This is a genomic window from Nocardia nova NBRC 15556 (assembly GCF_001613005.1).
Taxonomy (GTDB): domain Bacteria; phylum Actinomycetota; class Actinomycetes; order Mycobacteriales; family Mycobacteriaceae; genus Nocardia; species Nocardia nova.
Genome location: NZ_BDBN01000023.1, coordinates 17344 through 40928 on the forward strand (window position 1 = coordinate 17344; position 23585 = coordinate 40928).

The window sequence follows — 23585 nt, forward strand, 5'->3', positions numbered from 1 at the left end:
AGGTTTATTGTAATGAACGTCCTGACCATTGGTTGTACGGCGACGACGGCGAGGCAACGTGGCTGGTTTGGAGACGTCCCCGATGGTGGTCGTGGCATTGCCCGACACACCACACACACCGACGGCCGTCGAGTTCCTGACGACCGAAGTTCTGCCGAGTTCGGATCTGTTGTTGCGTGCGTGCCGGGGGCACCGCGTGATCGGCGGCCCGATCCTGTGGTTCGCGCGCGACCTGGCGGTGCTGTTCGAACGCCAGCTCGGCCGCGGCGGTTCCACACCGGATCCGGACTCCGCCCTGATGATCGAAATCGGCAGACGGCGAATGGAATTGGTGATGGCGATCGACGATTGGATCGTCCGCGCCGTGCCGCAGCAGGGCTCCGGCGCCACCTTGCACACCGAAACGATCGGCGCCGTCATCGACCGGCTGGCCGAAGCGTCGGTCCGCGCGCACCACGCGCTGATGACCCTCGACGCGAACGACGATGTGCTGCACAGTGCCTGGCATCACCTGGCCGAATTGGCCGATGGTTACGACGATCTGGTGCGTGAGGTCCTCGCCGGACGGCGTCGCCTGCCGAGCTGGTGAGCCGGTCTAGTAGCTCAGCGATCGGCACGAGCCCGCCATCCGCGGTGCGCGGCTGAGGCGTGACCGATCCGCCGGCAGCGGTGCCGGATTCAATCGGGTCACCCGCCGTGGTCGTGACCCACCGGCCAGTTCGGTGAAGCGAATCGTGTTCCAGCCGAACGGCATCAGGTGGACCGGTTCGCCGCGTTCCTCCAGGCGCTCGGTGAGCTCGGACACGACGTCCAGCGCATCCGCCAGGCCGGTGAGTACGTCGTCGGGTGCTCCACCGCCGGCGCGTCGATCGTTTCGTGCCCACGGCGCCACGCTCTCGACGACGATGTAGCCGGCGTCGTTGTGTAGCGCAATGGTTTTCACGACCTCGACCGCCGCCGGAAGCACCGCGGCATCGCCCGGCTCGACCGCGATCTGCAGGACCAGGCAGTCCACGAACATCTTCCGGGCGCGCACGGCCGCCGGATCCAGCGCGACCGCGCACGGCCCCGCCGCGGTGACCTCGTATTCGAAGAGGTGACACGCACTGCTCACGATGCGCATCGTGCACCTCTGTTCGCCCACACCGTCATACCGGAAACCCTAAGCGGTGGATACGCGCAATAGCAGTGTCGTATCCGACGCATTCAGTACTGTTTGCGACATGGATGTCGCGATTTTCGTCGTGGACGGCGTCGGAGACCTCGGTCTCGCCGCCGTCCTGGAGGTCTTCAACACGGCGAACTCGCTCGTCGACGATCCGGAGCTGGAACCCGAGCCGTGGCGGGTGCACACCGTCGCGCTCGGCGGCAGCGTCCGCTCGGGCCACGGCCATCTGATTCCCACCACACCGTTGGCCGAGGTACCCGCCGACATCGGCCCGATCATCGTGCCCGCCGTGCTGGCCATGGATGCCGACGCGGTGGTCGACCTCATCGCCGCGCCCGCCAACAGGCCGGTACTGGAACGCATTTCGCAGGCGCACCTGGCGGGGACCGGGCTGGCCGCCGCGTGCACCGGAACCTTCTTCCTCGCCGAGGCCGGGGTGCTCGACGGGCTGCCCGCGACGACGAGCTGGTGGCTCGGCCCGGCCTTCCGCCGCCGCTATCCGAACGTCGACCTGGACGAGGGACGCATCCTGTGCCGTTCCGGTCATATCGCGACGGCCGCGGCGGCCCTGGCGCACCTCGACCTCGCATTGGCCACGGTGGCCGGTCGCAGTCCCGCCCAAGCCGAACGCGCGGCCCGGATGCTGTTGGCCGGCAGCGGAGGCGAGCAACGCGACTACATCGTCCCGCAGGTGATCGCGCGCGGGAACTCGCTGGTGGCGGCGTTCGAACGCTGGGTGCGCGGCCATATCGCCGAGCAGTTCCGGATCACCGACGCCGCCCGCGAACTCGGCGTCACCGTGCGCAGCCTGCAGCGCGCGACCCAGGCCGAAATCGGGATGTCACCACGGGATTTCGTGAACGAGATCCGCCTCGAGCGCGCCACCCGGCTGCTGCGCACCACCAACGCCACCGTGGAGACGGTGGCCGCCCGGGTCGGCTACCTCAACGCGGGCACTCTGCGCAGCCTGTTCCGGCGCCGCCGCGGACGCAGTATCGCCGAAGTCCGGGCGACCCCGCTCACCTGGCAGGACCGCGGCACTCAGTAACCGCCGAACCGCCGATGGTCGGTGGCGAAATCGTCGGCCACCGTCGCGGCCAGTTCGACCAGCACCCGCTTGGTGTTCTTGTGCAGCCGAGCCAGATCGATCTCGGCGCCCTCGGCCAGATGCGGGTCGTAGGGGATGACGTGCACGGCGCGGCAGCGGGCCAGGAAGTATTCGCGCAGATGCTGAATCGCCACATTCGGCGACCCCTCGCGCGGCAGATTGATCACCACCACGGCATTGCGGACCAGGTGATCGTGCCCGTGCAGGGAGAGCCAGTCCAGCGTCGCCGCCGCACTACGGGCGCCGTCGATCGCCGACGACGAGATCAGCACCAGCGAATGCGCCAGATCCAGCACACCCGCCATGGCCGAATGCATCAGTCCGGTACCGCAGTCGGTCAGGATGATGTTGTAGAACCGCTGCAGGACGCGCAGCACCTGGCGGTACTCGTCCTCGCTGAACGATTCCGACGCCGCCGGATCACGCTCACTGGCCAGCACCTCCAACCGGCTGGTGGCCTGCGAGGTGTGCCGCCGGACGTCGCCGTAACTGCGAATCTGCTGATCCAGCAACAGATCTCGCACCGTGGACCGGGTCTGCAGCGGCACCCGCTGCGAGAGAGTGCCGAAGTCCGGATTGGCGTCGACGGCGATCACGCGGTCGCCGCGGATGGAGGCAAAGATCGAGCCGATGCCCATGGTGGTGGTCGTCTTGCCGACGCCGCCCTTCAACGACAGGGTGGCGATCCGGTAGTCGCCCCGCACCGGCTGCCGGATGCGAGCCACCAGTTCCTGCAGGCGCCGCTCCTCCGCGGACATACCCGGATTGATGGCACCGCCCGACATGTGGTGCACCGCGCGCCGCCACCCCGAACCGGGGGCCTTCTTCGCCCGGCGCATCGGCACATCCTCCAGCGAGGGCGTCACGCCGTTGGGTGGGTACTGCTGCGGCGGCTGACCCTGCTGACCCTGCTGGTACTGCTGATGCTGCGGCTGCGGCTGGTGGGCCTGCGGGTTGGGGGCCTGCTGATACTGCTCGGGTGAATGGGCCTGCTGCCCCGGCATGTACGGATTCGGCTGCGCGTACTGCTGCGGCTGGGAATACTGATCCGCCTGCCGTGCGGCCCACTGCTGTTCGGGACCGGTCGCCGGGCCCGGCACCTGCGGCGGCGGTTGCGGCGCGCTGTGCCACTGGGCGTCCGGGGCCGGCTGTGGGATCGGAGGCTGCGAAACCCCCTGCGGGCCGACGACCATCGTCGATTCGGAATTCGGCGCCTGCGGCATCGGGCCGGAATGCGGTGTGTGCGTTGCGAAGTCCGGAGCAGGTGGCTGCTGGTACTGCGTCGTCTGCGGCGCCGCGCCGTACTGCGGACCGGTGCCTTCGGGCAGCTGCTGATGCGTGTCGGGCCGCGGTGCCGGCGCATCCGGTCCGTTCCAGGCGGCACCGGCATCCGGTCCGGGGCGCACGACAGGTTCCTGAGCCGGCACCCGGTCGGAGTCGAGCCGATGGCGGCCGCTCCACTGCTGATCTGCCGAACCGGCGCCGGCATCTCCGGAGCCGTAGAAGCCGACACCGCCGACGACCGACGACGCACCCGAATCACTCTCCGGCGCATGGGTTCCCACCGTCGGCGGGTGGAGAGCCCGCGGTCCGGAAGCTGCGCCACCGTGCGGAACTGCGGCAGTGCCGATTGCGAAGGCATCCCACGTGCCGGCGCCACCGTTCCCCGTCACATCCGCTGCCGCGGGGAGGTCCGCGTGAGGCGTATTCGATACGGCGGTCTCGCCGGGCGCACCAGAATCCGAGATCGGCGCGACCGAGGCCTCGGCGGCGTCGCGCGCGGGCGCGGAATCGGCCTGCGCGGCCGACTGTTCCGGCACGCGGCCGAGCCAGGCGGGTGCCTCCTCGGTGACGCCGGAAGCCCCGCCGCCCACGTTCTCGGCCCGTTCACTCGCGTCCGGACCCGAACCGAACGGACCTGCCGTCGATCCGTGCGTCGGAACGGGAGGAGTGGTTCCGGTCGGCGGCATCTCGGCCGAGGCGGGGCGGGCATCCGCCTCCTGCTGCGGCAGGCCGGGCGCGGTTGTTGTCGGTGCGACGGGAGTGTCGGGCAGTGAAAACTGCTGTGCGGCGGCGTTGTTCGAGACCGACGGCGCGTCCTCGTACCCTTCCGGCACGCCCAGCCGCGGCGGCGGTCCGGAACGGGCGGGGGCAGTCGGGTCCGGCCACTCGGGCAGCGGCGGCGGAGTCGGGGCCGACTGCTGGGGCGGGGGCGGCAGGTCGGGCCGCCGGGTCACCCGCACGGTCAGCTCCGCATCCGAGCCTTCGGCGGCCGGAAGGGGAATGTTCGACAGATGTTGCGGTGCGGGCGGAATCGGCGGCCGGGCCGGAGTCTGCGGCGGTGCCGCCGGAAACTCGCCGGACAGCGGCGCGGAGGACAGCGGGCCGGACGCCTGGTCCGGGCCCGGCGTGGTCGGCTGCGATTGCTGCGGCGCCGGAGCGGGAATCGGCTGTGCGGTAGCGGGCGGGCGGCCGAAGTCGTGGCCCGAGGACGCTGCGGATGGCGACGAATTCCACGCCTGCCCCTGTTGAGCCGGCGGCTGCGCGAACTGATTCTGTTGCTGCGCACGGAAGTCGGCCGGGATCACACCCTGGGCGTCCGAACCGTAGCCCTCGGACGGCTGCTGCCACGGCATCGGCTCGGAGCCCTGAACACCGTTGCCGCGCAACGATTCCGGCCCCGGCTGCGCATCGCCGTGCGGCCCGGCGGTTCCCGGCGGCCCCCACGAGGGTGACGTCTCACCGGCGGCAGGCTCGGCGTCGGCCTTGTCCTTGCGGCGGGATTTCCGCCACTTCCGGTCGGACTCCTTCTTGTCGGACTCCGCCCGGTCGTCGGATTTGCGGGAGAACAACCGTCGCGGACCGCTGTCCTCCGGGATGTACTCCTCGTGTGGGAGGTTCTCGACCGGCGCTTCGTATCCCGTTTGCGTGACGTCGCTCTCCGACAGCCACGGGGGCAGCATGGGCAGATCGTTGTTGTTGCGACTCACGGCAGTACCTCACCGCGGTTCGTGGTCGGGGCCTCGCCGAGGATCGTGCCGATCGGGTTCGAGGGCGCTGCGTCCGTAATTCGCTCGCTGCGCACGCTCACGGGTGTCCCCCTGGGATCTGCTGGACCGATTTCCTGGACAGCCGGTAGTTTACGCGAGGGCTATCGGCCGTGACGGGCGTCCTACCCACAGCCGACAAGCCGGTCGGCCGACGCGCCGCGTGGTTCGGTTGCCCCTTATTTGCGAGGTCGGGAGCGTATCGAAATGGCAATCACCGCGGGCGATGATCCTCGCGCGGCCCGGTTGGACGAACTTCCCGTCCGGCCGGTCCACCGCAAACTTGTCGCTCTGGTCGGCCTGGGCCTGTTCTTCGATCTCTACGAACTGTTCCTCGCCGGCACCATCACCGGCGTGCTGAAGCAGCAGCTCGCGTTGTCGACCTATCAGCTGAGCGGCATTCTCGCCTCGGCCTTCGTCGGCCAGTTCCTCGGCGCGCTGCTCATCGGACGGCTCTCGGACCTCTTCGGCCGCCGCCGGATGTTCATGATCAATATCGGGGTGTACGCGGGATTCACGCTGCTCGGCGCGTTCAGCCCCAACGTCTGGTTCCTGATGGCGACGCGGGTCCTCGCGGGCCTCGGTATCGGTGCGGAGATGACCGTCTCCGACACCTATCTGTCGGAGACGATGCCGCCGCAGGTCCGCGGGCGGATGATCGCCATCGCCTACACCATCGGATTCTGCGCCGTCCCGACCGTCGGATTCCTGGCTCGGTGGCTGGTTCCGCTGGAACCGTTCGGCACCGACGGCTGGCGCTGGCTGTTCGTCTTCGGCGGACTCGGCGCCGCCCTGGTGTTCGTCGCCCGTCGGCACATGCCCGAGTCCCCGCGCTGGCAGGCCCGGCACGACAAGGTCACGAGCGACACCGCCGCTGCGAACGGACGGGCGAAGGTGCCGTTCGCCGATATTCTGCGCGGTGCCAATCGCGGCCGCACCCTGCTGTTCTCCGCGGTGATGATCCTGCAGGTCTTCGGCTACTACGGTTTCGGCACGCTGGCGGTGCTGGTCTTACAGCACAAGGGGTTCACGGTGGTGAACTCGCTGGGCTATCTGACCATTACCTATCTGGGCTATCCGCTGGGTTCGCTGCTGTCGATTCCGCTGATCGAGCGCACCGAGCGCAAATATCTGGTGCTGGCGTCGGCCGCGCTGATGGCGGTGTTCGGGCTGATCTTCGGCTTCGCGACGAGCGTGTCGCTGATTCTGCTGTCGGGCGGCCTGTTCACCCTGGCCAGCAACATCTTCTCCAACGCCTTGCACACGTATCTGCCGGAATCGTTCCCCACGTCCGTGCGCGGCACCGCCTCGGGTACGGCCTATTCCCTGTCGAAACTGAGCACCGCCGTGCAGCCGTTCGTGCTGCTCCCGCTGCTGGACAACCACGGGCCCGGCGCGGTGTTCACGGTGATCACGGTCGCGCTGGTGCTGATGCTCGGATTGATCGGGGCGTGGGGCCCGCTGACCGGGCGCGGCCCGCTCGCCGACCACTGACCGAAGCGGCGCGAACGGTGCGCAGGACCGCCGCGAGGGGACCGCATTTGGCCGGATCGCGAGCGCACGGGTAAGCTTGGTCGGCGGTGCACCTGCCCGACGTCTGTGCTCATGCGAACGCATGTCCGCATGAGACTACGAAGAGTATGGCACCGGGTCGACTGGAGTGCACCGGTAACTGCAGTGACAAGCTAGCCGAAGAGTTGAGACCACACAGGGTTTCAGCGTAAGCGGGATCGCGGAGGATATGGCGAAGAAAGACGGGGCCATCGAGGTCGAGGGTCGAGTTATCGAGCCACTGCCGAATGCGATGTTCCGCATCGAGCTGGAGAACGGTCACAAGGTTCTCGCGCACATCAGCGGCAAGATGCGTCAGCACTACATCCGCATCCTGCCCGAGGACCGCGTGGTCGTGGAGCTTTCTCCTTACGACCTGTCCCGCGGTCGCATCGTCTACCGCTACAAGTGAGTTTCCGGGAAGCGATTCCCGGGAGAGTCCGGACGTCGGACTCGCGAGGTTCAGGGGTGGATTCACCCCGGAATCCGCACCCAAGATTTCCCCAGTCACACGGCTGGGGAAAAGCTGTGTCCACACCCGGTGTGGACCACAACCAGATTGGACGGACGTGAAGGTTCAGCCGAGCGTCAAGAAGATCTGCGAGAAGTGCAAGGTGATCCGCCGTAACGGCCGGGTCATGGTGATCTGCGACAACCTGCGTCACAAGCAGCGTCAGGGCTGACCTGGACTGTGCCCCGACGCAGGGGTTCACCAGCCAAGCACCGAACGCAGTTCGGATTGGCACAGAAAAGAAGACCTCCCAGCGCCAGTCGCCGTCGGCGAGCTCGCCGCCTCGGAAACGAGCGGAGAGCGGACGGACGACCTACCCCCGGAACGGAGGCCGGGGCCCCATTCGAGGGGACGGACAGGGAGCAGACCTCCGCAACAGTTAAGGAAGCTGCCACATGGCACGTCTGATGGGCGTCGATCTCCCGCGCGAGAAGCGCATGGAGATCGCGCTGACCTACATTTTCGGCATCGGTCGTACCCGCGCCAAGGAGATCCTGGACGCCACCGGCGTCAGCCCCGACCTGCGGTCGAAGGATCTCAGCGACGACGACGTCACCCGGTTGCGCGATTACATCGAGGCGTCGGAGTTCAAGGTCGAAGGTGACCTGCGCCGTGAGGTGCAGGCCGACATCCGCCGCAAGATCGAGATCGGCTGCTACCAGGGCATCCGCCACCGCCGCCACCTGCCGGTGCGCGGACAGCGGACCAAGACCAATGCGCGCACGCGCAAGGGTCCGAAGAAGACCGTCGCCGGCAAGAAGAAGTAGGGATAACCGATGCCTCCGAAGAGTCGGGCCTCCGGCCCCAAGAAGTCCCAGAAGGCGCGTCGCCGGGACAAGAAGAACGTTCCGCACGGCCACGCGCACATCAAGTCCACGTTCAACAACACGATCGTCTCGATCACCGACCCCGAGGGCAACGTGATCTCGTGGGCGTCGTCGGGTCACGTCGGCTTCAAGGGTTCGCGTAAGTCGACCCCGTTCGCCGCGCAGCTCGCCGCCGAGAACGCCGCGCGCAAGGCGCAGGAGAACGGCGTCAAGAAGGTCGACGTGTTCGTCAAGGGTCCGGGTTCGGGCCGTGAGACCGCGATCCGCTCGCTGCAGGCCGCCGGCCTCGAGGTGGGCACGATCTCCGACGTCACCCCGCAGCCGCACAACGGCTGCCGTCCGCCCAAGCGGCGTCGCGTCTAGCGGGAAAGGATTTAGCGAAAAATGGCTCGTTATACAGGCCCCATCACCCGCAAGTCGCGTCGTCTGCGTGTCGACCTCGTCGGAGGCGACCAGGCGTTCGAGCGTCGTCCCTACCCGCCCGGCCAGCACGGCCGCGCGCGGATCAAGGAGAGCGAGTACCTGCTCCAGCTGCAGGAGAAGCAGAAGGCCCGCTTCACCTACGGCGTCATGGAGAAGCAGTTCCGCCGCTACTACGAAGAGGCGAACCGTCGCAAGGGTAAGACCGGCGACAACATGCTGCAGCTGCTGGAGTCGCGTCTGGACAACGTCGTGTACCGCGCCGGTCTGGCCCGGACCCGCCGCCAGGCCCGTCAGCTGGTCTCGCACGGCCACTTTCTGGTGAACAACCGCAAGGTCGACGTCCCCAGCTTCCAGGTCTCCCAGTACGACATCATCGATGTCAAGGAGAAGTCGCTGCCGACGCTGCCGTTCCAGGTCGCCCGTGAGACCCAGGGCGATCGCCCGATCCCGGGCTGGCTGCAGGTGGTTCCGAACCGGCTGCGGATCCTGGTCCACCAGCTCCCGGAACGCGCGCAGATCGATGTGCCGCTGAACGAACAGCTCATCGTCGAGTACTACTCGAAGTAAAGCCGTTCGTGCTGCTGGTGGGTGAGCACTTTCCGTGCTCATCCACACCCCAGTTCGTGGGCGTCAAATAGCGGGCGCCCCTGAAGGAGGAGATCCTCATGCTGATTTCACAGCGACCCACACTGGCCGAAGAGGTACTGGCCGAGAACCGCTCGAAGTTCACCATCGAACCCCTCGAGCCGGGCTTCGGTTACACCCTCGGCAATTCGCTGCGCCGTACCCTGCTGTCCTCGATTCCGGGGGCCGCGGTGACCAGCATCCGCATCGACGGCGTGCTGCACGAGTTCACCACCGTCCCGGGTGTGAAGGAAGACGTCACCGACATCATCCTGAACCTCAAGGGCCTGGTCGTGTCGTCCGAAGAGGACGAGCCGGTCACCATGTACGTGCGCAAGCAGGGCCCGGGCACCGTCACCGCCGGTGACATCGTTCCCCCGGCCGGTGTGACCGTGCACAACCCGGATATGCACATCGCCACCCTGAACGACAAGGGCAAGCTGGAGATCGAGCTCGTCGTCGAGCGCGGTCGCGGTTACGTCCCGGCCGTGCAGAACAAGGCCTCGGGTGCGGAAATCGGCCGGATCCCGGTGGATTCGATCTACTCGCCGGTGCTGAAGGTGACCTACAAGGTCGAGGCCACCCGTGTCGAGCAGCGCACCGACTTCGACCGGCTCATCCTGGACGTCGAGACCAAGAACTCGATCTCCCCGCGGGATGCGCTGGCGTCGGCCGGTAAGACCCTGGTCGAGCTGTTCGGCCTGGCGCGCGAGCTGAACGTGGAGGCCGAGGGTATCGAGATCGGGCCCAGCCCGGCCGAGGCGGACCACATCGCCTCGTTCGCGCTGCCGATCGAGGACCTGGACCTCACCGTGCGCTCGTACAACTGCCTCAAGCGCGAGGGTGTGCACACCGTCGGCGAGCTGGTTGCGCGGACCGAATCGGATCTGCTGGACATCCGCAACTTCGGCCAGAAGTCCATCGACGAGGTCAAGGTCAAGCTGCATTCGCTCGGCCTGTCGTTGAAGGACAGCCCGGCCTCCTTCGATCCGTCGAGCGTCGTCGGCTACGACGCCGCCACCGGAACCTGGAGTGACAGCGGCTCCTTCGGCGATGCAGACAACGGCGAGCAGGACTACGCCGAGACCGAACAGCTCTAGGCCTTCCGGGGTGGCAGCCCCGTTCGGCCTTTCCTAAGGAGAACAACCAATGCCCAAGCCCAAGAAGGGTGCTCGCTTCGGCGGGTCGGCGTCGCACCAGAAGGCGATCTTCGCCAATCTGGCCACGGCGCTCTTCGAGCACGGTCGGATCACGACCACCGAGGCCAAGGCCAAGGCGCTGCGCCCCTACGCCGAGAAGCTGGTCACCAAGGCCAAGGCCGGTTCGCTGGCCGACCGCCGCGAGGTGCTCAAGGTGATCCGCAACAAGGACGTGGTGCACGAACTCTTCGCGAACATCGGACCGTCGTTCGAGGGTCGCGAGGGTGGCTACACCCGGATCATCAAGACCGTGCCCCGCAAGGGTGACAACGCGCCGATGGCGATCATCGAGCTGGTCCGGGAGAAGACCGTGACCAACGAGGCCGATCGCGCTCGCCGGGTCGCCGCCCAGCAGGCCAAGACCGAGGCTGCCGAGGTCGAAGAGGCCACCGAGGCGAAGGCCGACGAGGCTGCGGAGGCGAAGGCCGACGAGGCTGCCGAGGCGGAGTCCACCGAGGCTCCCGCCGAGGACAAGGCGGAATGAGTTGGTCCCCGCCACGTGCGGGGACCTCTCGATCTGCGTCGGGAATTCACGAGTGAGCCCGCCGTCCCCTCCGGGTCGGCGGGCTTCGCTCATGTTAACCAGGAAATGGCTGTGACCATGCAGGATCCGGCGGCAACCTCGGTTGCGGTTCGAGTACGGCTCGATATCGCTTACGACGGCACCGATTTCACCGGCTGGGCCCGCCAGCCCGGTCTGCGGACCGTGCAGGGTGTGCTGGAGGAGTCGCTGAGCAAGGTCCTGCGCGAACCGATTCAGCTGACGGTGGCCGGCCGCACCGATGCCGGAGTTCATGCCGAGGGACAGGTCGCACATTTCGACGCGACCACGCCGCCCGATCACGACAAGCTGCTGCACCGGCTGGCGCGGTTCCTGCCGAAGGATGTGCGGGTCACCGGAATCCGCCCGGCGCCACCGGAATTCGACGCCCGCTTCTCCGCGATCCGCCGTCACTACGCGTATCGGCTCACCACGGCTCCCTACGGAGCCCCGCCCCTGCTGGCTCGCAGTGTGGTGGCATGCCGACCCGGTGTCGATCTCGACGCCATGCGGGAGGCGTCGCGAAAGCTGTTGGGACTGCACGATTTCGCCGCATTCTGCCGTCGGCGAGAAGGGGCGACGACGGTCCGGGAATTGCAGCGGTTCGATTGGGCCGTGACGCCGATCGATGGTCCCGGCGGGGCCCTGGACGGTGCCGGCGGAGCCGCCATGCTCACCGCTTACGTCAGCGCCGACGCCTTCTGCTGGTCGATGGTCCGCAGTTTGGTCGGCGCGGTGCTCGCGGTGGGGGAGGGGCGCCGCACTCCCGAATGGGTGGAAGGTCTTCTCGCGGAACGGGAACGGTCCAGTTCCGTCATCGTGGCCCCCGCGCACGGCCTGAGCTTGATCGCCGTCGACTATCCGGCCGATGCGGACCTGGCCGCCCGCAACGCCGAAACCCGCGAGATGCGGACGATTCCGTCCGCCGAGGGGTGCTGCGGCGACTGAGCCGCCTACGGGCGATACTCCGGTCGTCCGCCGGTGTTCGCCGCGCCCGGACATGGCGGCGACCCCGCGAGATCGCGGGGCCGCACGCAGTCGCTATTCGAGGGTTGCGCGCTCTCACCTCCTTCTCGCTGCGACGATCCTCGGTTCCGCCCGCGCACCCGGCCACCTTGCACCGGTGAATGGTGGTGTGCTGCTTGCACTCTCATCTGTCGCCGACCGGCGCGGGCACATCCCTGCCGCGACCGGTCAGCTGCTCTCGGTGTGGCCGGCCTCGATGGTCTTCGGGCCCTGTCCCATACCGCCGATCTCGATGCGCCGCGGTTTGGCCTTCTCGGCGATCGGCAGGGTCACCGACAGCACGCCGTCGTTGTAGGTGGCGCTGATGTGGTCGGTGTCGATGCCCTCACCGAGCGACAGCTGACGCATGTACGTTCCCGCGAATCGTTCCGACGCGATCCATTGCACATGCTCGTCACCGGGCAGGCTGCGCTGCGCCTTCAGCGTCAGGGTGCCGTTGTCCACGCTCACGTCGACCGAGCCGGGATCGACGCCCGGGAGATCGGCATTGAGGACGTAGTGGTCACCGGCCTTGAACAGATCCATCGGCATGAAACGTGGCGCGCGCGTGGTTCCGGCGGCATCCCCCAGGAGCTGCCGGGCGACGGTGTCGATGTCGTGGAACGGGTCGAACCTCAGCACAGGAATCACCTCCATATCCAGTGGTGACGCCCGCCTCGGCGGCGAGCGCCGTAAGCTGTTCGATGCCCAATTTAGCACTCTCATGGTGCGAGTGCCAGATTGTGCGACCGGAATTTTTTCCGGCGCCGGGCGGAATAGTCGCCCGCGCAACGGAGTTCGCAAGGAATATGACTGAGGCTGCGCGAACCACGAGTATCGGCAAATTCGGCGTCTGGCGGTACTACGCCGGCTTCGAACCGGGGCAGGCCCGTGAGCTGGAGGGTCTCGGTTACAGCACGCTGTGGCTGGGCGGCTCGCCCCCGGCGGATCTACCGGCCGTGGAGGCGCTGCTCGAGGAGACCGAGACGCTGACGGTCGGAACCAGCATCGTCAACATCTGGTCGGCGCCCGCCGAACAGGTGGCTGAGTCCTTCCATCGCATCGACCGCCGCTTTCCGGGCCGGTTCATCCTCGGCTTCGGCGCCGGACATCCCGAGCAGGATTCGGATTTCCGCAAGCCCTACGACGCGCTCGTCGACTATGTCGACGTGCTCGACGCCAACGGAGTCCCGAAACAGCAGCTCGCGCTGGCGGCGCTCGGACCGCGGGTACTGAAGCTGGCCGCCGACCGCACCGCGGGAGCGTTGCCCTACCTCGTGACCGCCGAACACACCCGGCAGGCGCGCGAAATCCTGGGTCCCGATGCGCTGCTCGTGCCCGAACACAAGATCTCGTTCAACACCGATCCGGTCCAGGCGCGCCTGACGGCCCGCCCGCGCACGGAGTTCTACCTGAACCTGCGCAATTATGTGGCGAATCTGCGTCGGCTCGGCTTCAGCGACGAGGACCTGACCCCGCCCGGCAGTGATCGGCTGATCGACGCGCTCGCGCTGCACGGCTCGGCCGATCAGATCGCCGACGCACTGGTCGAACACCTGAAGGCGGGCGCCGATCAGGTCGCCATCCAGGTCACCGACGAGGACCACATCGGGGTGCTGCGCGCGCTGGCGCCGGCGCTGGCCGCGCGAGTCTGATCGTCGTTCACGCGACCGCCGGCCGCATCCGGCAACCGGAGCGGTGCGGCGGTCGTGCGGGGATGGCGTCGCGGCTCAGGAACGGACCAACCGCGCGATGGCGTCGGTGGCCTCCTTGATCTTCGCCTCGGCCTCGGGACCGCCCTGGACCGCGGCATCGACCACGCAGTGACTGATGTGATCCTCCAGCAGGCCCATGGCCACCGCCTGCAGGGCTTTGGTCATGGCCGAGACCTGGGTGAGGATATCGATGCAGTACTTCTCCTCTTCGACCATGCGCTGCAGGCCGCGCGCCTGCCCCTCGATCCGGCGCAGCCGCTTGAGGTAGTCGTCCTTGGCGGTGATATAGCCGTGGGTGGCGTGGTCGTGCCCGGGCTGCACGGCCGCCTCGGCGGTCCGAACCGTGTTGCTCTGATCCTCGGTCACCGGCTGTTCCTCGCTCCCGCCCTGATGGTCCATACCCCCCTAGGGTACATTATGTGAGGGGCACTGTCAGGGTAGCGGGTGCGGGGTGAGGCGGCGGGGGCCGCCGTCGCGGCGTACGCGAGAATTGCGGGCATGAGTTCGGATCCCCGCCCCGCGCTGGCCATCATCGGCGGTAGCGGCTTCTACGATTTCTTCGGCGACGATGCGACCACCCTCGAGGTCGAGACACCCTATGGTGTGCCGAGCGCGCCGATCACCGTCGGAGAGGTCGAGGGCCGCCAGGTCGCCTTCCTGCCGCGGCACGGGCGCAAGCACGAGTATTCCCCGCACACCGTGCCGTATCAGGCCAATATGTGGGCTCTGCGCTCGATCGGCGTGCGGCGGATCTTCGCGCCGTGCGCGGTGGGCAGCCTGCGGGCGGACTGGGGACCGGGCACCGTGGCGGTCCCCGACCAGCTGGTGGACCGGACCTCCGGCCGCGCGCAGACCTACTTCGACAACGGCGGCATCCACGTCTCCTTCGCCGATCCGTACTGCGACGACCTGCGTGCGGTCGCTACCCGCGCGGCGGTGCCCGAGCTGCCGATGCAACCGGCCGCCACCATGGTCGTGGTGCAGGGCCCGCGCTTTTCCACCCGTGCCGAGAGCCGCTGGTTCGCCGGACAGGGATGGGAACTGGTGAACATGACCGGATACCCGGAAGCCGTTCTCGCTCGCGAACTCGAAATGTGTTATGCCGCCATCGCTTTGGTGACCGATCTCGATGCCGGACTGGAGGCCGGAGACGGTGTCAGTGCGGCCGCCGTCTTCGCCGAATTCGAGCGAAACCTGGTGCCGTTCAAGACCTTGGTACGTCGCGCGGTCGCCGGTGTCGAAGGCATGGATACCTGCGAACACTGCACCGTGCACACCGGGGTGGCGCTGCCGTTCGAACTGCCCTGACACCGCATCGACCGCTAGGGAGTGGCGGGTTCACGCAGATCGATCCGGGCCAGCGCGAAATGGGGTACGCCGGTGCCGTCCGGGCCGTGGGGCAGGGGTGAAACCTCCACGTCCACGGTGATCCAGCCTCCGGTCGTATCCGCGAGCCGGAGGTTCGGCAGCGTCCACGACGGCGCGCCGGCCCGGATCGCCGTGCGCGCGGCGATGATTCGCTCCCGGTCGCCGGGATGTGGCAGCGTGCGTTCGTCCGTGCCGCCGGACCAGTCCAGTCCCGGCACCGGCGCGCTGATCCAGCGGATCACCCGGACCCGCTCGGTGTCGACCACCGCCAGATACATTCCGGGATTGCGGCTGACCAGCGTCTCGACCGTGGCCGCCTCGAACGACTTGGGTTGCGGCGCAACGCTGTCGGTGACATCGGCCAGAATGCCGCGCCACAGGTAGGGATCGGCGGCGGAGTTGCGTGTCGCCATCATCAACGTGCGCAGCCCGTCCGGCGTGCGCACGCAGATTTCGCCGCACCAGCGCGATCCGGGTGTGGCGCGTGCCACGATCGCGGCCAGATCCAGGGCATCGTCGAAACGTTCGACATGTTCGAAGGATTCGGCTCCGATCCAGACGCTGCGCTTGCGGTCGAATGCCGGGCCCAGACCGGCGGAACGCACTTCCGTGCGCCGGGTGCGCGCGTCGAGCAGGTGGGTCGCGACCGGCGGCGGCGCGGGTGGCTCGCCGGGGCCCACCCACAGCTGCACCGCGTGCACCCGACCGTCGGGCCCGGTCAGCGCGATCGCGCAGGCGTGATGTCCGGACCAGGCATGTCGGGACTTCGGCAGCTGTCGCTCGACCCTCTCACCGCTCGCGGCGGCGGCGGTGAGGATCGGCATCAGCCGGGTGGGAACGGTGCGCGCCAACGACTTCCATCGCCGCGGTGCGGTGTCGACGGCCAGGACCGACCAGGTGGGGGGAATGTCGAGTGTTTCGATCAGCAACCAATGTCCGAGAATCACGAATTTCGCCCCCTCCTGATCGATCCGCGGCGCCCCGTCAGTCGCGGCCATCGGCCATAGCCGTCCAATATGGTGCTCGAAGATTTTCGCCCGGGGCACAGGGTATCGGTGCCGCCGGCGCGGTCGGCGAGCAGGCCGTCGCTGCGGCGAGGGTGCCGACTAGGCTGACGCCATGGACGATCCGCTGCGGTTGGAGGTCATCGTCGCCAGTGTGCGGCCCGAGCGGTTCGCGCCTGTGGTGGCCGACTGGTTCCTGCGGACGGCCCGCGCCGACGCCGGCCTCGACGTCGGGGTCATCGATCTGGCAGACACCCCCCTGCCCACCGACCTGACGACGACGCCGCAGGTCGAGGCCTTCCGCGAGCGGATCGGCGCCGCGGACGGATTCGTCGCGGTCACCTCCGAGTACAACCACGGCTATCCCGCCTCGCTGAAGACGGCGCTCGACAGCGCCAAGCGCGAGTGGCGGGCCAAGCCGATCGGATTCGTCGGTTACGGCGGGCTGTCGGGCGGTCTGCGGGCTGTCGAGCAATTGCGCCAGGTAGTCGCGGAAATCCATATGGTGTCGATTCGCGAGACCGTGAGTTTCCACGAGGCCAAACGCAAATTCGACGCGGACGGCAACACCGCCGACGGGGCCGCTGTCGACGCCGCCCAGCGGCTCCTGCGGCAATGGGCTTGGTGGGCACGTCATTTGCGCACGGCGCGCAGAACCGACCCGTATCCGGGCTGAGCGTGCCGGGCCGCCGCGTCGACGTGAGCAGGTGCTCCGGACTCGGCCCCGGTGGGGCGAAATTACCCGTGCGCCTGCGCGACTCGCTGCCGGGGATCCGGCTGCGGCATCGGGCGGCGGCCCCGCGGGCTGCCGATATAGGTCGTCTCCCGGGGGATCGAGACCAGCGTCAGATCGACCTGAGTGGTTCCGGTCCGCATCACCACATGGTTGCCGATCGCGCCCGGCTGGTGGATCGACAGATCCGGATTGGTGGCCGGCCAGCCCATCGGATCGCCGGTGACGTAGATCGTGGTGACACCGGCGTGCGGTGCGGGCGCGAGCACACCGTCGACCACGGCCGCGGTGAATCCGGCATCGCTCTGATGGGTTTCCACCGCGATGGTGAGCCGCTCGGGATTGCCGATGGTGGTGACCAGCTGTTCCCACGCGTGCGGGCGATCGGTGCGGATGAGGATGCGCTCGCCGACGGCCAGTGCGCGGAACACCAGCTGCTGCGCCAGATACAGCTCACCCGCCACGTAGACGGTCGAAATGCCTTGTCCGACAAGGCGAACCGCAACACCGTTGCCGTCCTCGTCGGAGCCGATCAGCTGACCGCAGCCGGAGGAGGGCAGATGCAGCACGCCCACCACGTCGATCGGGTACTGGCTCATCGGGACGGTGTCGTCCACGCCGGGAATCGCGATCGGCAGGTGGGCCAGCAGGCTCTGGCGATGCCGGCCGCTCAGCGACACCATGCCCTTGCGCTTGGTCTTCTCCGGCAGCTCCCGGGCGGTCAGTCGCCAGGCCGCGCCGATATTCACCGTCTCGGGCGAACTACCCGGCCGCAGGCGGACCGCCACGGTGGTTCCCCGCGACGGCGCGACCCACAGCTGAGCCAGCAGATCCGAGCCGAGCTGCTTGGGATCGACCGCCGCGCCGATGTTCACGCTGTTGCCCAGTTCCGCATAGCGCCAGCGATGGGTGAGCGCCCGCGGGTCGACACCGGCGCTGATCTGCCAGACGGCCTTGCGGATCTCCGGCGCGGTGAGCACGCGCGACGCGCAGTCGGCATCCTCGAGTGCGCGCACGATGCGCTGGGTGGCGATGGTGACCGCCCGGCCCGCGCCCTCCGTGCCGCCGCCGCGCCGGGCCGCGGCCTCCGGACAGGCCAGTGCGTCGAAACTGATTGCGAGCCAGACGGTTCGGTGTGCGGTCGCGGGCAGCGGACCGAGCAGCGATTCGTAGATCGGCCCCGCGGGCGTTCCGGAGCGGCTGCGGTGGCCGTGGCTGATGATGTCGATACCGGACAGCAGGATGTCGTGCTGGCTCAGGCACTGCGCCAGTTCGGGCAGCGGCAGCAGATGCGACGCGTGCACGGTGTTGCGGTCGATCCGGGTCAGACCGCCCTTGGGCGGCAGCACCTCGACGACGGCGACGACGCGGCTGCCCTCCCAGTACAGACCGAGCGAGCGGCCGTCCGGGCCGCGGAAATCGACTGTGTCACCGAGGTCGTAGTCCTGGCGGATGACGTAGCGCCACGCCGTCGCGATCCACGAGGCGAGGGTGCGCTTGCCGATCGGGACGAGCAGCACCAGGCCGGCCACGATCGCGGCACCCAGTGCGTACCAGCCGGGTACCCCCACCGCGAGCACGACGACGCCGACGAGCAGTCCCAGTAACTGTGCGGCCAGCAGATTCGGCAGCGAGATCCGTCCGAGGAGCGGGCGGCTGTTGGTGCCGCTGGATTCGGCCATCGTCGTCCCCCAAGTACCCGGTGTCGGCCGATTCCTCGATGGCCGAGCTGAACTTCAGTCCTGCTGAACTGTACTGTGTTGGGCGAACGCGAGCACTGTTCGGGGGAGGACTCATGCCTTCAAAGCCCACTACGCGCTGGCAGGTGAGCGGCTATCGCTTCCTGGTCAGGCGAATGGAGCACGCCCTGGTACGCCGGGACGTGCGGATGCTGCACGATCCGATGCGCTCGCAGTCGCGTGCCTATGCCGCCGGGCTGGTACTGGGAGTCGTCGCGCTGGCCGGCTGCGGCGTGCTCGCGCTGCTGCGGCCGCAGGGGTCGATCGGCGACAACAAGATCCTGCTGGGCAAGGATTCCGGCGCCGTCTACGCCGTCATCGACGGCGTCGTGCACCCGTCGCTGAACCTCGCGTCGGCGCGGCTCGCGGTCGGCGAACCCGCAAAAGCGGTGTCCATCAAGGAATCCGAGCTGTCGAAGAAGCCCCGGGGGGCGCTGATCGGCATTCCGGGCGCGCCGTCGTCGCTGAATTTCGACGGCAACGGCAAGGGGCGCGCATGGTCGATCTGCGACGAGCTGAAGAACGACGGCAGCCGCGAGCTGACCACCACCGTGCTCGCCGGCGATCCGTCGCTGGGTTCCAAGGCCACCAAGCTGGATTCGGGTAAGGCGCTGCTGGTGCAGGGTCGCGACGCCGCCTATCTGATCTACGACAATCAGCGCGCCCGGGTCGATATGAACGATCCGAAAGTGACCGAGGCGCTGAAGATCCGCGGGATGACTCCTCGCCCGATCAGTGCCGGTCTGCTGAACGCGGTGCCCGAGGTCCTGCCCATCACGCCGCCGAAAATCGTCGATCCCGGTGGCACCCCGGCGTATTCGCTGAGCAATCACCGCATCGGCGATGTGGTGCATGTCGACACCAAGGATCAGTACTACGTGGTCCTGCACGACGGTTTGCAGCCCATCTCGCCGCTGACCGCCGACATCATCCGCAACTCCAATCCGACGGCTTCGGAAAATCCCGAGATCAGCCAGTACGACAGCACCCAGGCGCCGCCGTCGAACGACCTTCCGGTCCAGCAGTATCCGACGTCCGCGCCGGCCATCGTCGATTCGAAGGATCAGCCGGTGGAATGCATGTCCTGGAAGCCACTGTCCGGTGCGGCCGACAAGGCCGACGGCAGTAAGCGCGCGGAATTGGCTGTGCTGACGGGACATTCGCTGCCGATCCCGGACAGCGCGCAGACCACACCGCTGGCGCAGGCCGACGGGTCCGGCCCGAACGTCGATGCCTTCTACTCCACACCCGGCTCGGGATTCTTCGTCCAGACCACGGGTATCGAGGCCGACAGCCAGCGCCGCGACAGCATGTTCTTCATCGCCGACACCGGCGTGCGCTACGGCATCAAGGACGCCGCGGCGCAGAAGGCGCTGGGAATGGACGCCGACAAGGCCAAACCCGAACTCGCGCCGTATCAGATCGTCGGCCTGCTCGCCGCCGGTCCGACGCTCGGTCGTCAGGAGGCCATGGTGGCCCACGACGGCGTGGCGCCGGATCCGAATCCGGCCAAGCAGCTGGTGCGTTCCAAGCAGGACCAGTCGGCGCAGCAACCGCAGAACTAGCCGGCCCGGCTATTGCCGGGCGGGCGTTTCGGGTAATGCGCTCGCGTTCGTGCCGAAGCGAATTCCCTTGGCCTCCTTGCCGATCAGGGTCAGAAAGGCCACCGCGATCAGCACCGGCACGATGGTGACGGCCAGCGCGAACGGATATCCGTGGCTTTCGGCCACCCGCTCCTGGATCGGCAGATTGAGCGAGGCGAGCAGATTGCCCAGCTGGTAGGTCACGCCCGGATAGAAGCCGCGGATAGCGTCGGGCGACAGTTCGGTCAGATGTGCCGGGATGACACCCCAGGCGCCCTGCACGACCAGCTGCATCAGGAACGATCCCAGGCACAGCATGGCCGCGGTCGTCGAATACGCGAACAGCGGCACGATCGGCAGTCCGAGCAGTGCGCAGAAGATGATGGTGTAGCGGCGACCGTACTTCTGCGACAGGCTGCCGAACACCAGACCACCGATGATGGCGCCGATGTTGTACACCACCGCAATCCATTTCGCGGTCGCCGAGGACAACCCGGCGCCGCCGTTGTCGACCGCGGACAAGAAGGTCGGGTAGACGTCCTGGGTGCCGTGGCTCATCCAGTTGAACGCGGTCATCAGCAGGACGAGGTAGGCGAAGCGGCGGATCACGACCGGGTTCATCACCACATCACGCAACGAGGTCTGGGTGAGCCGCATATGTTCGCGGCTGCTCTCCCACGCCTCCGATTCACCCACGCGAGTCCGGATCACGAGGATGATCAGGGCCGGAATCACCGAGAGCGCGAACAGCCAGCGCCAGGACAGGCCGAGCCAGTTCATCACCAGCAGTGAGGCCAGCGAGGCGAGCAGGTAGCCGAACGAGTAGCCCTCCTGCAGGAGGCCGGAGAAGAAGCCGCGCCGTTCGGCGGGGATCTTCTCCATCGCCAGCGCCGCGCCGAGGCCCCATTCCCCACCCATGCCGATGCCGTAGAGCAACCGAAGTATCAGCAGCACAGTGAAATTCGGTGCGAAGGCGCACAGGAACCCGATCACCGAGTAGAACGCGACGTCGACCATCAGCGGAATACGCCGGCCCACCCGGTCGGCCCACAGACCGAACAGCAGCGCGCCCACCGGACGCATGATCAGCGTCGCCGTAGTGATGAACGCGACGTCGGATTTCGGCATATCGAAGGAAGCGGCGATATCGGCATAGACGAAGACGACCAGAAAGAAGTCGAAAGCGTCCATCGTCCAGCCCAGTTGGGCCGCGATGAACGAATTGCGCTGATCGGGAGTGAGACGTTGCCTGCCGGCGACTGTCATGGCTGTTCCTGCCCCTCGTGCGACGACCCGCGACGGCCGTACCGCTGGACCGCCGCTGTCAGAAATACTGAGTCATCCCCGGGCGGCCCGTGTCGATCTTGGGCGGATTCACCCGCGCCGACCAGGGCATATCGCCTATAACGGACGAATCGATGGCGCGCGCACCGATGAATCCGGTCGCCGTGCCTCGTCGCACCATCATGGACACCATGCAGACGACCAACCTCGCCGAACTGTACGAGCTGGATCCGCTGGACTGGTCCGCCGTCGTGGCCGGTCTGGACGCCGGATTCCCGCAGGCGCCCGGTACGGGCGGCCCCGATCGCCACACCTGCTGGCTGGCCACGATCGATCCTGACGGCAGTCCGCATATGACCGCGGTGGGCGCGCTCTGGGTCGACGGTGCGTTCTGGTTCGAAACCGGCCCGCGAACACGCAAGGCCCGCAACATCTCTCGCGATCCGCGCTGCACGCTCGGCGTGGCATTGGATACCTTCGACCTCAGTGTGAACGGCACCGCCGAACGCGTCACCGACCCGGCGACGGTGGCACAGCGGGTCGCCGACTGGGCCGGCGAGGGATGGCCGTGCCGGGTCGACGAGTCGGGCACGGCCCTGACCGCCGATTTCAGCGCGCCGTCGGCCGGCCCGCCGCCCTGGTACGTCTACCGCATCGCGGTGCGCGCGGCGACGGCGCTGTCGACCGTCGAACCGGGCGGCGCGACGCGCTGGCGGTTCGACGAGCCGCGCTGAACCTCACTCGCCGCGATCACCGAAGCGGCGGCGCAGCGGGAACGAGGCGAGATATCCGAGCACGGCGAGCACGGCGATGACACCGGTTCCGATCAGCGCCACATTGCGGGAGGTGTGGTCGGGGGCCGGGGGAGTGGTCGGCACCGGCAGTTGCCAGCTCTTGGCGGCACTGGGTCGCTTGGGCGGCAACGAGTTCGGGACCTGTGCGGTGAGCGCGGCCACCGGGTCGACCGCGCCGTATCCGACATACGGGTTCCACCCCTCGGCGGGTGCGTGGGCGGTGGCCTCGATCCGCTTGATGACGTCGAGCGCGCTCAGTTCCGGGTAGCGGGCACGGACGAGCGCGGCCACCCCCGCGACATACGGTGAGGCGAAACTGGTTCCGGAGATCGGCTCGGCCTTGCCCTGCTGATCCACCTTCGCGACGGCGGTCCCCTTGCTGCGCGGATCGTCCCAGTGCGGGTCGAGCGAGGTCAGATTCTCACCCGGTGCCGCGACGCCGACCCACGGGCCCGGCACGGTGAACTTCGAGGGCTGGCCGTTGTCGTCGATCGAGCCCACCGGCAGCACATAGTCGTCCCACCGCGCGGGCGAGACGTTCAGATCGACCTTCGTCCACGGATCCGCACTCGGATCCAGCGGATCGATGACCGGGTTGGTCCCCTTGCACTTGTCGTTGTTACCCGCGGCCGTGACGACCACGACGTTCTTCTCGACGGCGGCGTAATGTACCGCGGCGCCGAGGTCGTCGTCGGGAATCGCCCCGGCCTGGCAGGCCACCTCGGACATGTTGATCACCGTCGCGCCCATATCGGCCGCCCGGCGCACCGCCTGCGCCAGGGTGTGGGTGGTGCCGTACCCCTCGGGCATGGCGTCGGGCCCCTTGTCACGGCCGGCGCCCTTCTTCTGGAAATAGCTCGAGGTCTGCCGGATGCTCAGGATCTGCGCCTGCGGCGCGACTCCCGAAAAACCTTGTCCCGCAATCTGAGTCGCGGCGATGATGCCCGCTACGAAGGTTCCGTGCGCATCGCAGTCGTCGGTGCCGTCGCCGGCCGAGACGTAGTCGCCGCCCGGGATGATGCCCGGCAGCCGGGGATGACGCATCACGCCGGTGTCGATCACCGCTACCAATTGCCCTGCGCCCCTGCTGAACTGCCAGGCCTTGTCCAGTTCCAGACTGCGCTGCGCGGTCGGCACGGTCGGGCCGTCACCGCCGGTGCTCGTGCTGGCACAGGGTGAATTCGCCGGCTGCTCGGTGGCATCCGGCGGCGCCGGGTTACCGCCGGACGGCAGCGCACCCGGGTTCACCACCGGTTTGTCCGCGGTCGCGGCGCCCGCGCCGGTCGAGGCGCTCAGCCCCAGCACCGCGACGACCGCCGCGACTCGAATTGCTCTGCGCCCGAACATTTTCGGATTCATGC

Annotated in this window: 24 protein-coding genes; 16 read left to right on the forward strand and 8 right to left on the reverse strand. The window is 67.9% G+C overall.

Annotation, left to right across the window (positions count from 1 at the left end; all coding sequences use genetic code 11):
* The first annotated feature begins 67 nt into the window (after nucleotides 1–67).
* Entirely contained in the window at nucleotides 68–589 is a 522-nt protein-coding gene (locus tag NN2_RS10200; protein ID WP_227462744.1) for a DUF4254 domain-containing protein, read from the forward strand.
* Between the two features lie 6 nt (nucleotides 590–595).
* Here the strand turns inward: NN2_RS10200 and NN2_RS10205 are convergent, their stop codons facing one another.
* The gene (locus NN2_RS10205; RefSeq protein ID WP_146098675.1) at nucleotides 596–1114 is read right to left on the reverse strand and encodes a hypothetical protein; all 519 of its coding nucleotides are present in this window, start codon (nucleotides 1112–1114) and stop codon (nucleotides 596–598) included.
* Between the two features lie 109 nt (nucleotides 1115–1223).
* On the opposite strand from NN2_RS10205, the gene NN2_RS10210 reads away from it, so the two are divergent.
* Entirely contained in the window at nucleotides 1224–2216 is a 993-nt protein-coding gene (locus NN2_RS10210) for a GlxA family transcriptional regulator (protein WP_063012555.1), read from the forward strand.
* Here the strand turns inward: NN2_RS10210 and NN2_RS39070 are convergent.
* A complete protein-coding gene (locus NN2_RS39070; protein ID WP_369689955.1) occupies nucleotides 2210–5266 on the reverse strand; it encodes a MinD/ParA family ATP-binding protein in 3057 nt (1018 codons plus the stop codon). The genes NN2_RS10210 and NN2_RS39070 overlap by 7 nt on opposite strands.
* A 264-nt stretch (nucleotides 5267–5530) precedes the next feature.
* On the opposite strand from NN2_RS39070, the gene NN2_RS10220 reads away from it, so the two are divergent.
* The 9 genes from NN2_RS10220 to truA all read left to right on the forward strand — a co-directional run bounded on the left by NN2_RS10220 (nucleotide 5531) and on the right by truA (nucleotide 11947).
* Nucleotides 5531–6817 (forward strand): MFS transporter, encoded by a 1287-nt coding sequence (locus tag NN2_RS10220; RefSeq protein ID WP_063012557.1) that lies wholly within the window; start codon nucleotides 5531–5533, stop codon nucleotides 6815–6817.
* Between the two features lie 247 nt (nucleotides 6818–7064).
* Nucleotides 7065–7286 (forward strand): translation initiation factor IF-1, encoded by a 222-nt coding sequence (gene infA / locus NN2_RS10225; RefSeq protein ID WP_003886926.1) that lies wholly within the window; start codon nucleotides 7065–7067, stop codon nucleotides 7284–7286.
* Nucleotides 7287–7443: 157 nt separating this feature from the next.
* Nucleotides 7444–7557, forward strand: a complete 114-nt coding sequence (gene rpmJ / locus NN2_RS10230) for a 50S ribosomal protein L36 (protein WP_025347279.1) — start codon at nucleotides 7444–7446, stop codon at nucleotides 7555–7557.
* A 223-nt stretch (nucleotides 7558–7780) separates the two neighbouring features.
* On the forward strand, nucleotides 7781–8152 hold the full coding sequence (gene rpsM, locus NN2_RS10235) for a 30S ribosomal protein S13 (RefSeq protein WP_030513443.1): 372 nt from the start codon (nucleotides 7781–7783) through the stop codon (nucleotides 8150–8152).
* Nucleotides 8153–8161: 9 nt separating this feature from the next.
* On the forward strand, nucleotides 8162–8575 hold the full coding sequence (gene rpsK / locus NN2_RS10240; RefSeq protein ID WP_025347281.1) for a 30S ribosomal protein S11: 414 nt from the start codon (nucleotides 8162–8164) through the stop codon (nucleotides 8573–8575).
* 21 nt (nucleotides 8576–8596) lie between these two features.
* Nucleotides 8597–9202 (forward strand): 30S ribosomal protein S4, encoded by a 606-nt coding sequence (gene rpsD / locus NN2_RS10245; RefSeq protein WP_030513444.1) that lies wholly within the window; start codon nucleotides 8597–8599, stop codon nucleotides 9200–9202.
* Between the two features lie 98 nt (nucleotides 9203–9300).
* Entirely contained in the window at nucleotides 9301–10359 is a 1059-nt protein-coding gene (locus tag NN2_RS10250) for a DNA-directed RNA polymerase subunit alpha (protein ID WP_030513445.1), read from the forward strand.
* Between the two features lie 49 nt (nucleotides 10360–10408).
* Nucleotides 10409–10942, forward strand: a complete 534-nt coding sequence (gene rplQ, locus NN2_RS10255) for a 50S ribosomal protein L17 (protein WP_063012559.1) — start codon at nucleotides 10409–10411, stop codon at nucleotides 10940–10942.
* 105 nt (nucleotides 10943–11047) lie between these two features.
* Nucleotides 11048–11947 (forward strand): tRNA pseudouridine(38-40) synthase TruA, encoded by a 900-nt coding sequence (gene truA / locus NN2_RS10260; protein WP_063012561.1) that lies wholly within the window; start codon nucleotides 11048–11050, stop codon nucleotides 11945–11947.
* Nucleotides 11948–12193: 246 nt separating this feature from the next.
* Here truA and NN2_RS10265 read toward each other — a convergent pair whose 3' ends face one another.
* Nucleotides 12194–12646 (reverse strand): Hsp20/alpha crystallin family protein, encoded by a 453-nt coding sequence (locus NN2_RS10265; protein WP_063012682.1) that lies wholly within the window; start codon nucleotides 12644–12646, stop codon nucleotides 12194–12196.
* A gap of 167 nt (nucleotides 12647–12813) precedes the next feature.
* Between NN2_RS10265 and NN2_RS10270 the strand changes: the two genes are divergently transcribed.
* The gene (locus NN2_RS10270) at nucleotides 12814–13659 is read left to right on the forward strand and encodes an LLM class F420-dependent oxidoreductase (RefSeq protein ID WP_063012563.1); all 846 of its coding nucleotides are present in this window, start codon (nucleotides 12814–12816) and stop codon (nucleotides 13657–13659) included.
* A gap of 75 nt (nucleotides 13660–13734) precedes the next feature.
* Here the strand turns inward: NN2_RS10270 and NN2_RS10275 are convergent, their stop codons facing one another.
* Entirely contained in the window at nucleotides 13735–14118 is a 384-nt protein-coding gene (locus tag NN2_RS10275; protein ID WP_228796217.1) for a metal-sensitive transcriptional regulator, read from the reverse strand.
* Nucleotides 14119–14217: 99 nt separating this feature from the next.
* Here NN2_RS10275 and NN2_RS10280 point away from each other — a divergent pair, with 99 nt between their 5' ends.
* Nucleotides 14218–15027, forward strand: a complete 810-nt coding sequence (locus NN2_RS10280; RefSeq protein ID WP_063012564.1) for an S-methyl-5'-thioadenosine phosphorylase — start codon at nucleotides 14218–14220, stop codon at nucleotides 15025–15027.
* A gap of 14 nt (nucleotides 15028–15041) precedes the next feature.
* Here the strand turns inward: NN2_RS10280 and NN2_RS10285 are convergent, their stop codons facing one another.
* Nucleotides 15042–16085, reverse strand: a complete 1044-nt coding sequence (locus NN2_RS10285) for a GAF domain-containing protein (RefSeq protein WP_227462742.1) — start codon at nucleotides 16083–16085, stop codon at nucleotides 15042–15044.
* Between the two features lie 121 nt (nucleotides 16086–16206).
* Between NN2_RS10285 and NN2_RS10290 the strand changes: the two genes are divergently transcribed.
* On the forward strand, nucleotides 16207–16767 hold the full coding sequence (locus NN2_RS10290; RefSeq protein ID WP_030513453.1) for an NADPH-dependent FMN reductase: 561 nt from the start codon (nucleotides 16207–16209) through the stop codon (nucleotides 16765–16767).
* 62 nt (nucleotides 16768–16829) lie between these two features.
* On the opposite strand, the gene eccE is transcribed toward NN2_RS10290, so the two are convergent.
* A complete protein-coding gene (gene eccE / locus NN2_RS10295; protein WP_063012566.1) occupies nucleotides 16830–18506 on the reverse strand; it encodes a type VII secretion protein EccE in 1677 nt (558 codons plus the stop codon).
* 113 nt (nucleotides 18507–18619) lie between these two features.
* Here eccE and eccB point away from each other — a divergent pair, with 113 nt between their 5' ends.
* Nucleotides 18620–20128, forward strand: coding sequence for a type VII secretion protein EccB (gene eccB / locus NN2_RS10300; RefSeq protein WP_063012568.1), 1509 nt, complete (start codon nucleotides 18620–18622; stop codon nucleotides 20126–20128).
* A gap of 9 nt (nucleotides 20129–20137) precedes the next feature.
* Here the strand turns inward: eccB and NN2_RS10305 are convergent, their stop codons facing one another.
* Nucleotides 20138–21412, reverse strand: coding sequence for an MFS transporter (locus NN2_RS10305; protein ID WP_063012570.1), 1275 nt, complete (start codon nucleotides 21410–21412; stop codon nucleotides 20138–20140).
* A gap of 152 nt (nucleotides 21413–21564) precedes the next feature.
* On the opposite strand from NN2_RS10305, the gene NN2_RS10310 reads away from it, so the two are divergent.
* Nucleotides 21565–22164 (forward strand): pyridoxamine 5'-phosphate oxidase family protein, encoded by a 600-nt coding sequence (locus tag NN2_RS10310; RefSeq protein WP_245658643.1) that lies wholly within the window; start codon nucleotides 21565–21567, stop codon nucleotides 22162–22164.
* Between the two features lie 3 nt (nucleotides 22165–22167).
* Here the strand turns inward: NN2_RS10310 and mycP are convergent, their stop codons facing one another.
* Nucleotides 22168–23583, reverse strand: coding sequence for a type VII secretion-associated serine protease mycosin (gene mycP, locus NN2_RS10315; protein ID WP_227462740.1), 1416 nt, complete (start codon nucleotides 23581–23583; stop codon nucleotides 22168–22170).
* Nucleotides 23584–23585: the final 2 nt, after the last annotated feature.

What these genes read in the sequence shown, in the direction of transcription:
- eccE (WP_063012566.1), bottom strand. Translation starts at nt 18,506, where the DNA reads ATGGCCGAATCCAGCGGCACCAACAGCCGCCCGCTCCTCGGACGGATC.
- NN2_RS10220 (WP_063012557.1), top strand. Translation starts at nt 5,531, where the DNA reads ATGGCAATCACCGCGGGCGATGATCCTCGCGCGGCCCGGTTGGACGAA.
- NN2_RS10305 (WP_063012570.1), bottom strand. Translation starts at nt 21,412, where the DNA reads ATGACAGTCGCCGGCAGGCAACGTCTCACTCCCGATCAGCGCAATTCG.
- rpsK (WP_025347281.1), top strand. Translation starts at nt 8,162, where the DNA reads ATGCCTCCGAAGAGTCGGGCCTCCGGCCCCAAGAAGTCCCAGAAGGCG.
- NN2_RS10310 (WP_245658643.1), top strand. Translation starts at nt 21,565, where the DNA reads ATGGCGCGCGCACCGATGAATCCGGTCGCCGTGCCTCGTCGCACCATC.
- NN2_RS10250 (WP_030513445.1), top strand. Translation starts at nt 9,301, where the DNA reads ATGCTGATTTCACAGCGACCCACACTGGCCGAAGAGGTACTGGCCGAG.
- mycP (WP_227462740.1), bottom strand. Translation starts at nt 23,583, where the DNA reads ATGAATCCGAAAATGTTCGGGCGCAGAGCAATTCGAGTCGCGGCGGTC.
- rplQ (WP_063012559.1), top strand. Translation starts at nt 10,409, where the DNA reads ATGCCCAAGCCCAAGAAGGGTGCTCGCTTCGGCGGGTCGGCGTCGCAC.
- NN2_RS10280 (WP_063012564.1), top strand. Translation starts at nt 14,218, where the DNA reads ATGAGTTCGGATCCCCGCCCCGCGCTGGCCATCATCGGCGGTAGCGGC.
- NN2_RS10290 (WP_030513453.1), top strand. Translation starts at nt 16,207, where the DNA reads ATGGACGATCCGCTGCGGTTGGAGGTCATCGTCGCCAGTGTGCGGCCC.
- NN2_RS10275 (WP_228796217.1), bottom strand. Translation starts at nt 14,118, where the DNA reads ATGGACCATCAGGGCGGGAGCGAGGAACAGCCGGTGACCGAGGATCAG.
- truA (WP_063012561.1), top strand. Translation starts at nt 11,048, where the DNA reads ATGGCTGTGACCATGCAGGATCCGGCGGCAACCTCGGTTGCGGTTCGA.
- NN2_RS10270 (WP_063012563.1), top strand. Translation starts at nt 12,814, where the DNA reads ATGACTGAGGCTGCGCGAACCACGAGTATCGGCAAATTCGGCGTCTGG.
- infA (WP_003886926.1), top strand. Translation starts at nt 7,065, where the DNA reads ATGGCGAAGAAAGACGGGGCCATCGAGGTCGAGGGTCGAGTTATCGAG.
- rpsD (WP_030513444.1), top strand. Translation starts at nt 8,597, where the DNA reads ATGGCTCGTTATACAGGCCCCATCACCCGCAAGTCGCGTCGTCTGCGT.
- NN2_RS10210 (WP_063012555.1), top strand. Translation starts at nt 1,224, where the DNA reads ATGGATGTCGCGATTTTCGTCGTGGACGGCGTCGGAGACCTCGGTCTC.
- eccB (WP_063012568.1), top strand. Translation starts at nt 18,620, where the DNA reads ATGCCTTCAAAGCCCACTACGCGCTGGCAGGTGAGCGGCTATCGCTTC.
- rpsM (WP_030513443.1), top strand. Translation starts at nt 7,781, where the DNA reads ATGGCACGTCTGATGGGCGTCGATCTCCCGCGCGAGAAGCGCATGGAG.
- NN2_RS10285 (WP_227462742.1), bottom strand. Translation starts at nt 16,085, where the DNA reads ATGGCCGCGACTGACGGGGCGCCGCGGATCGATCAGGAGGGGGCGAAA.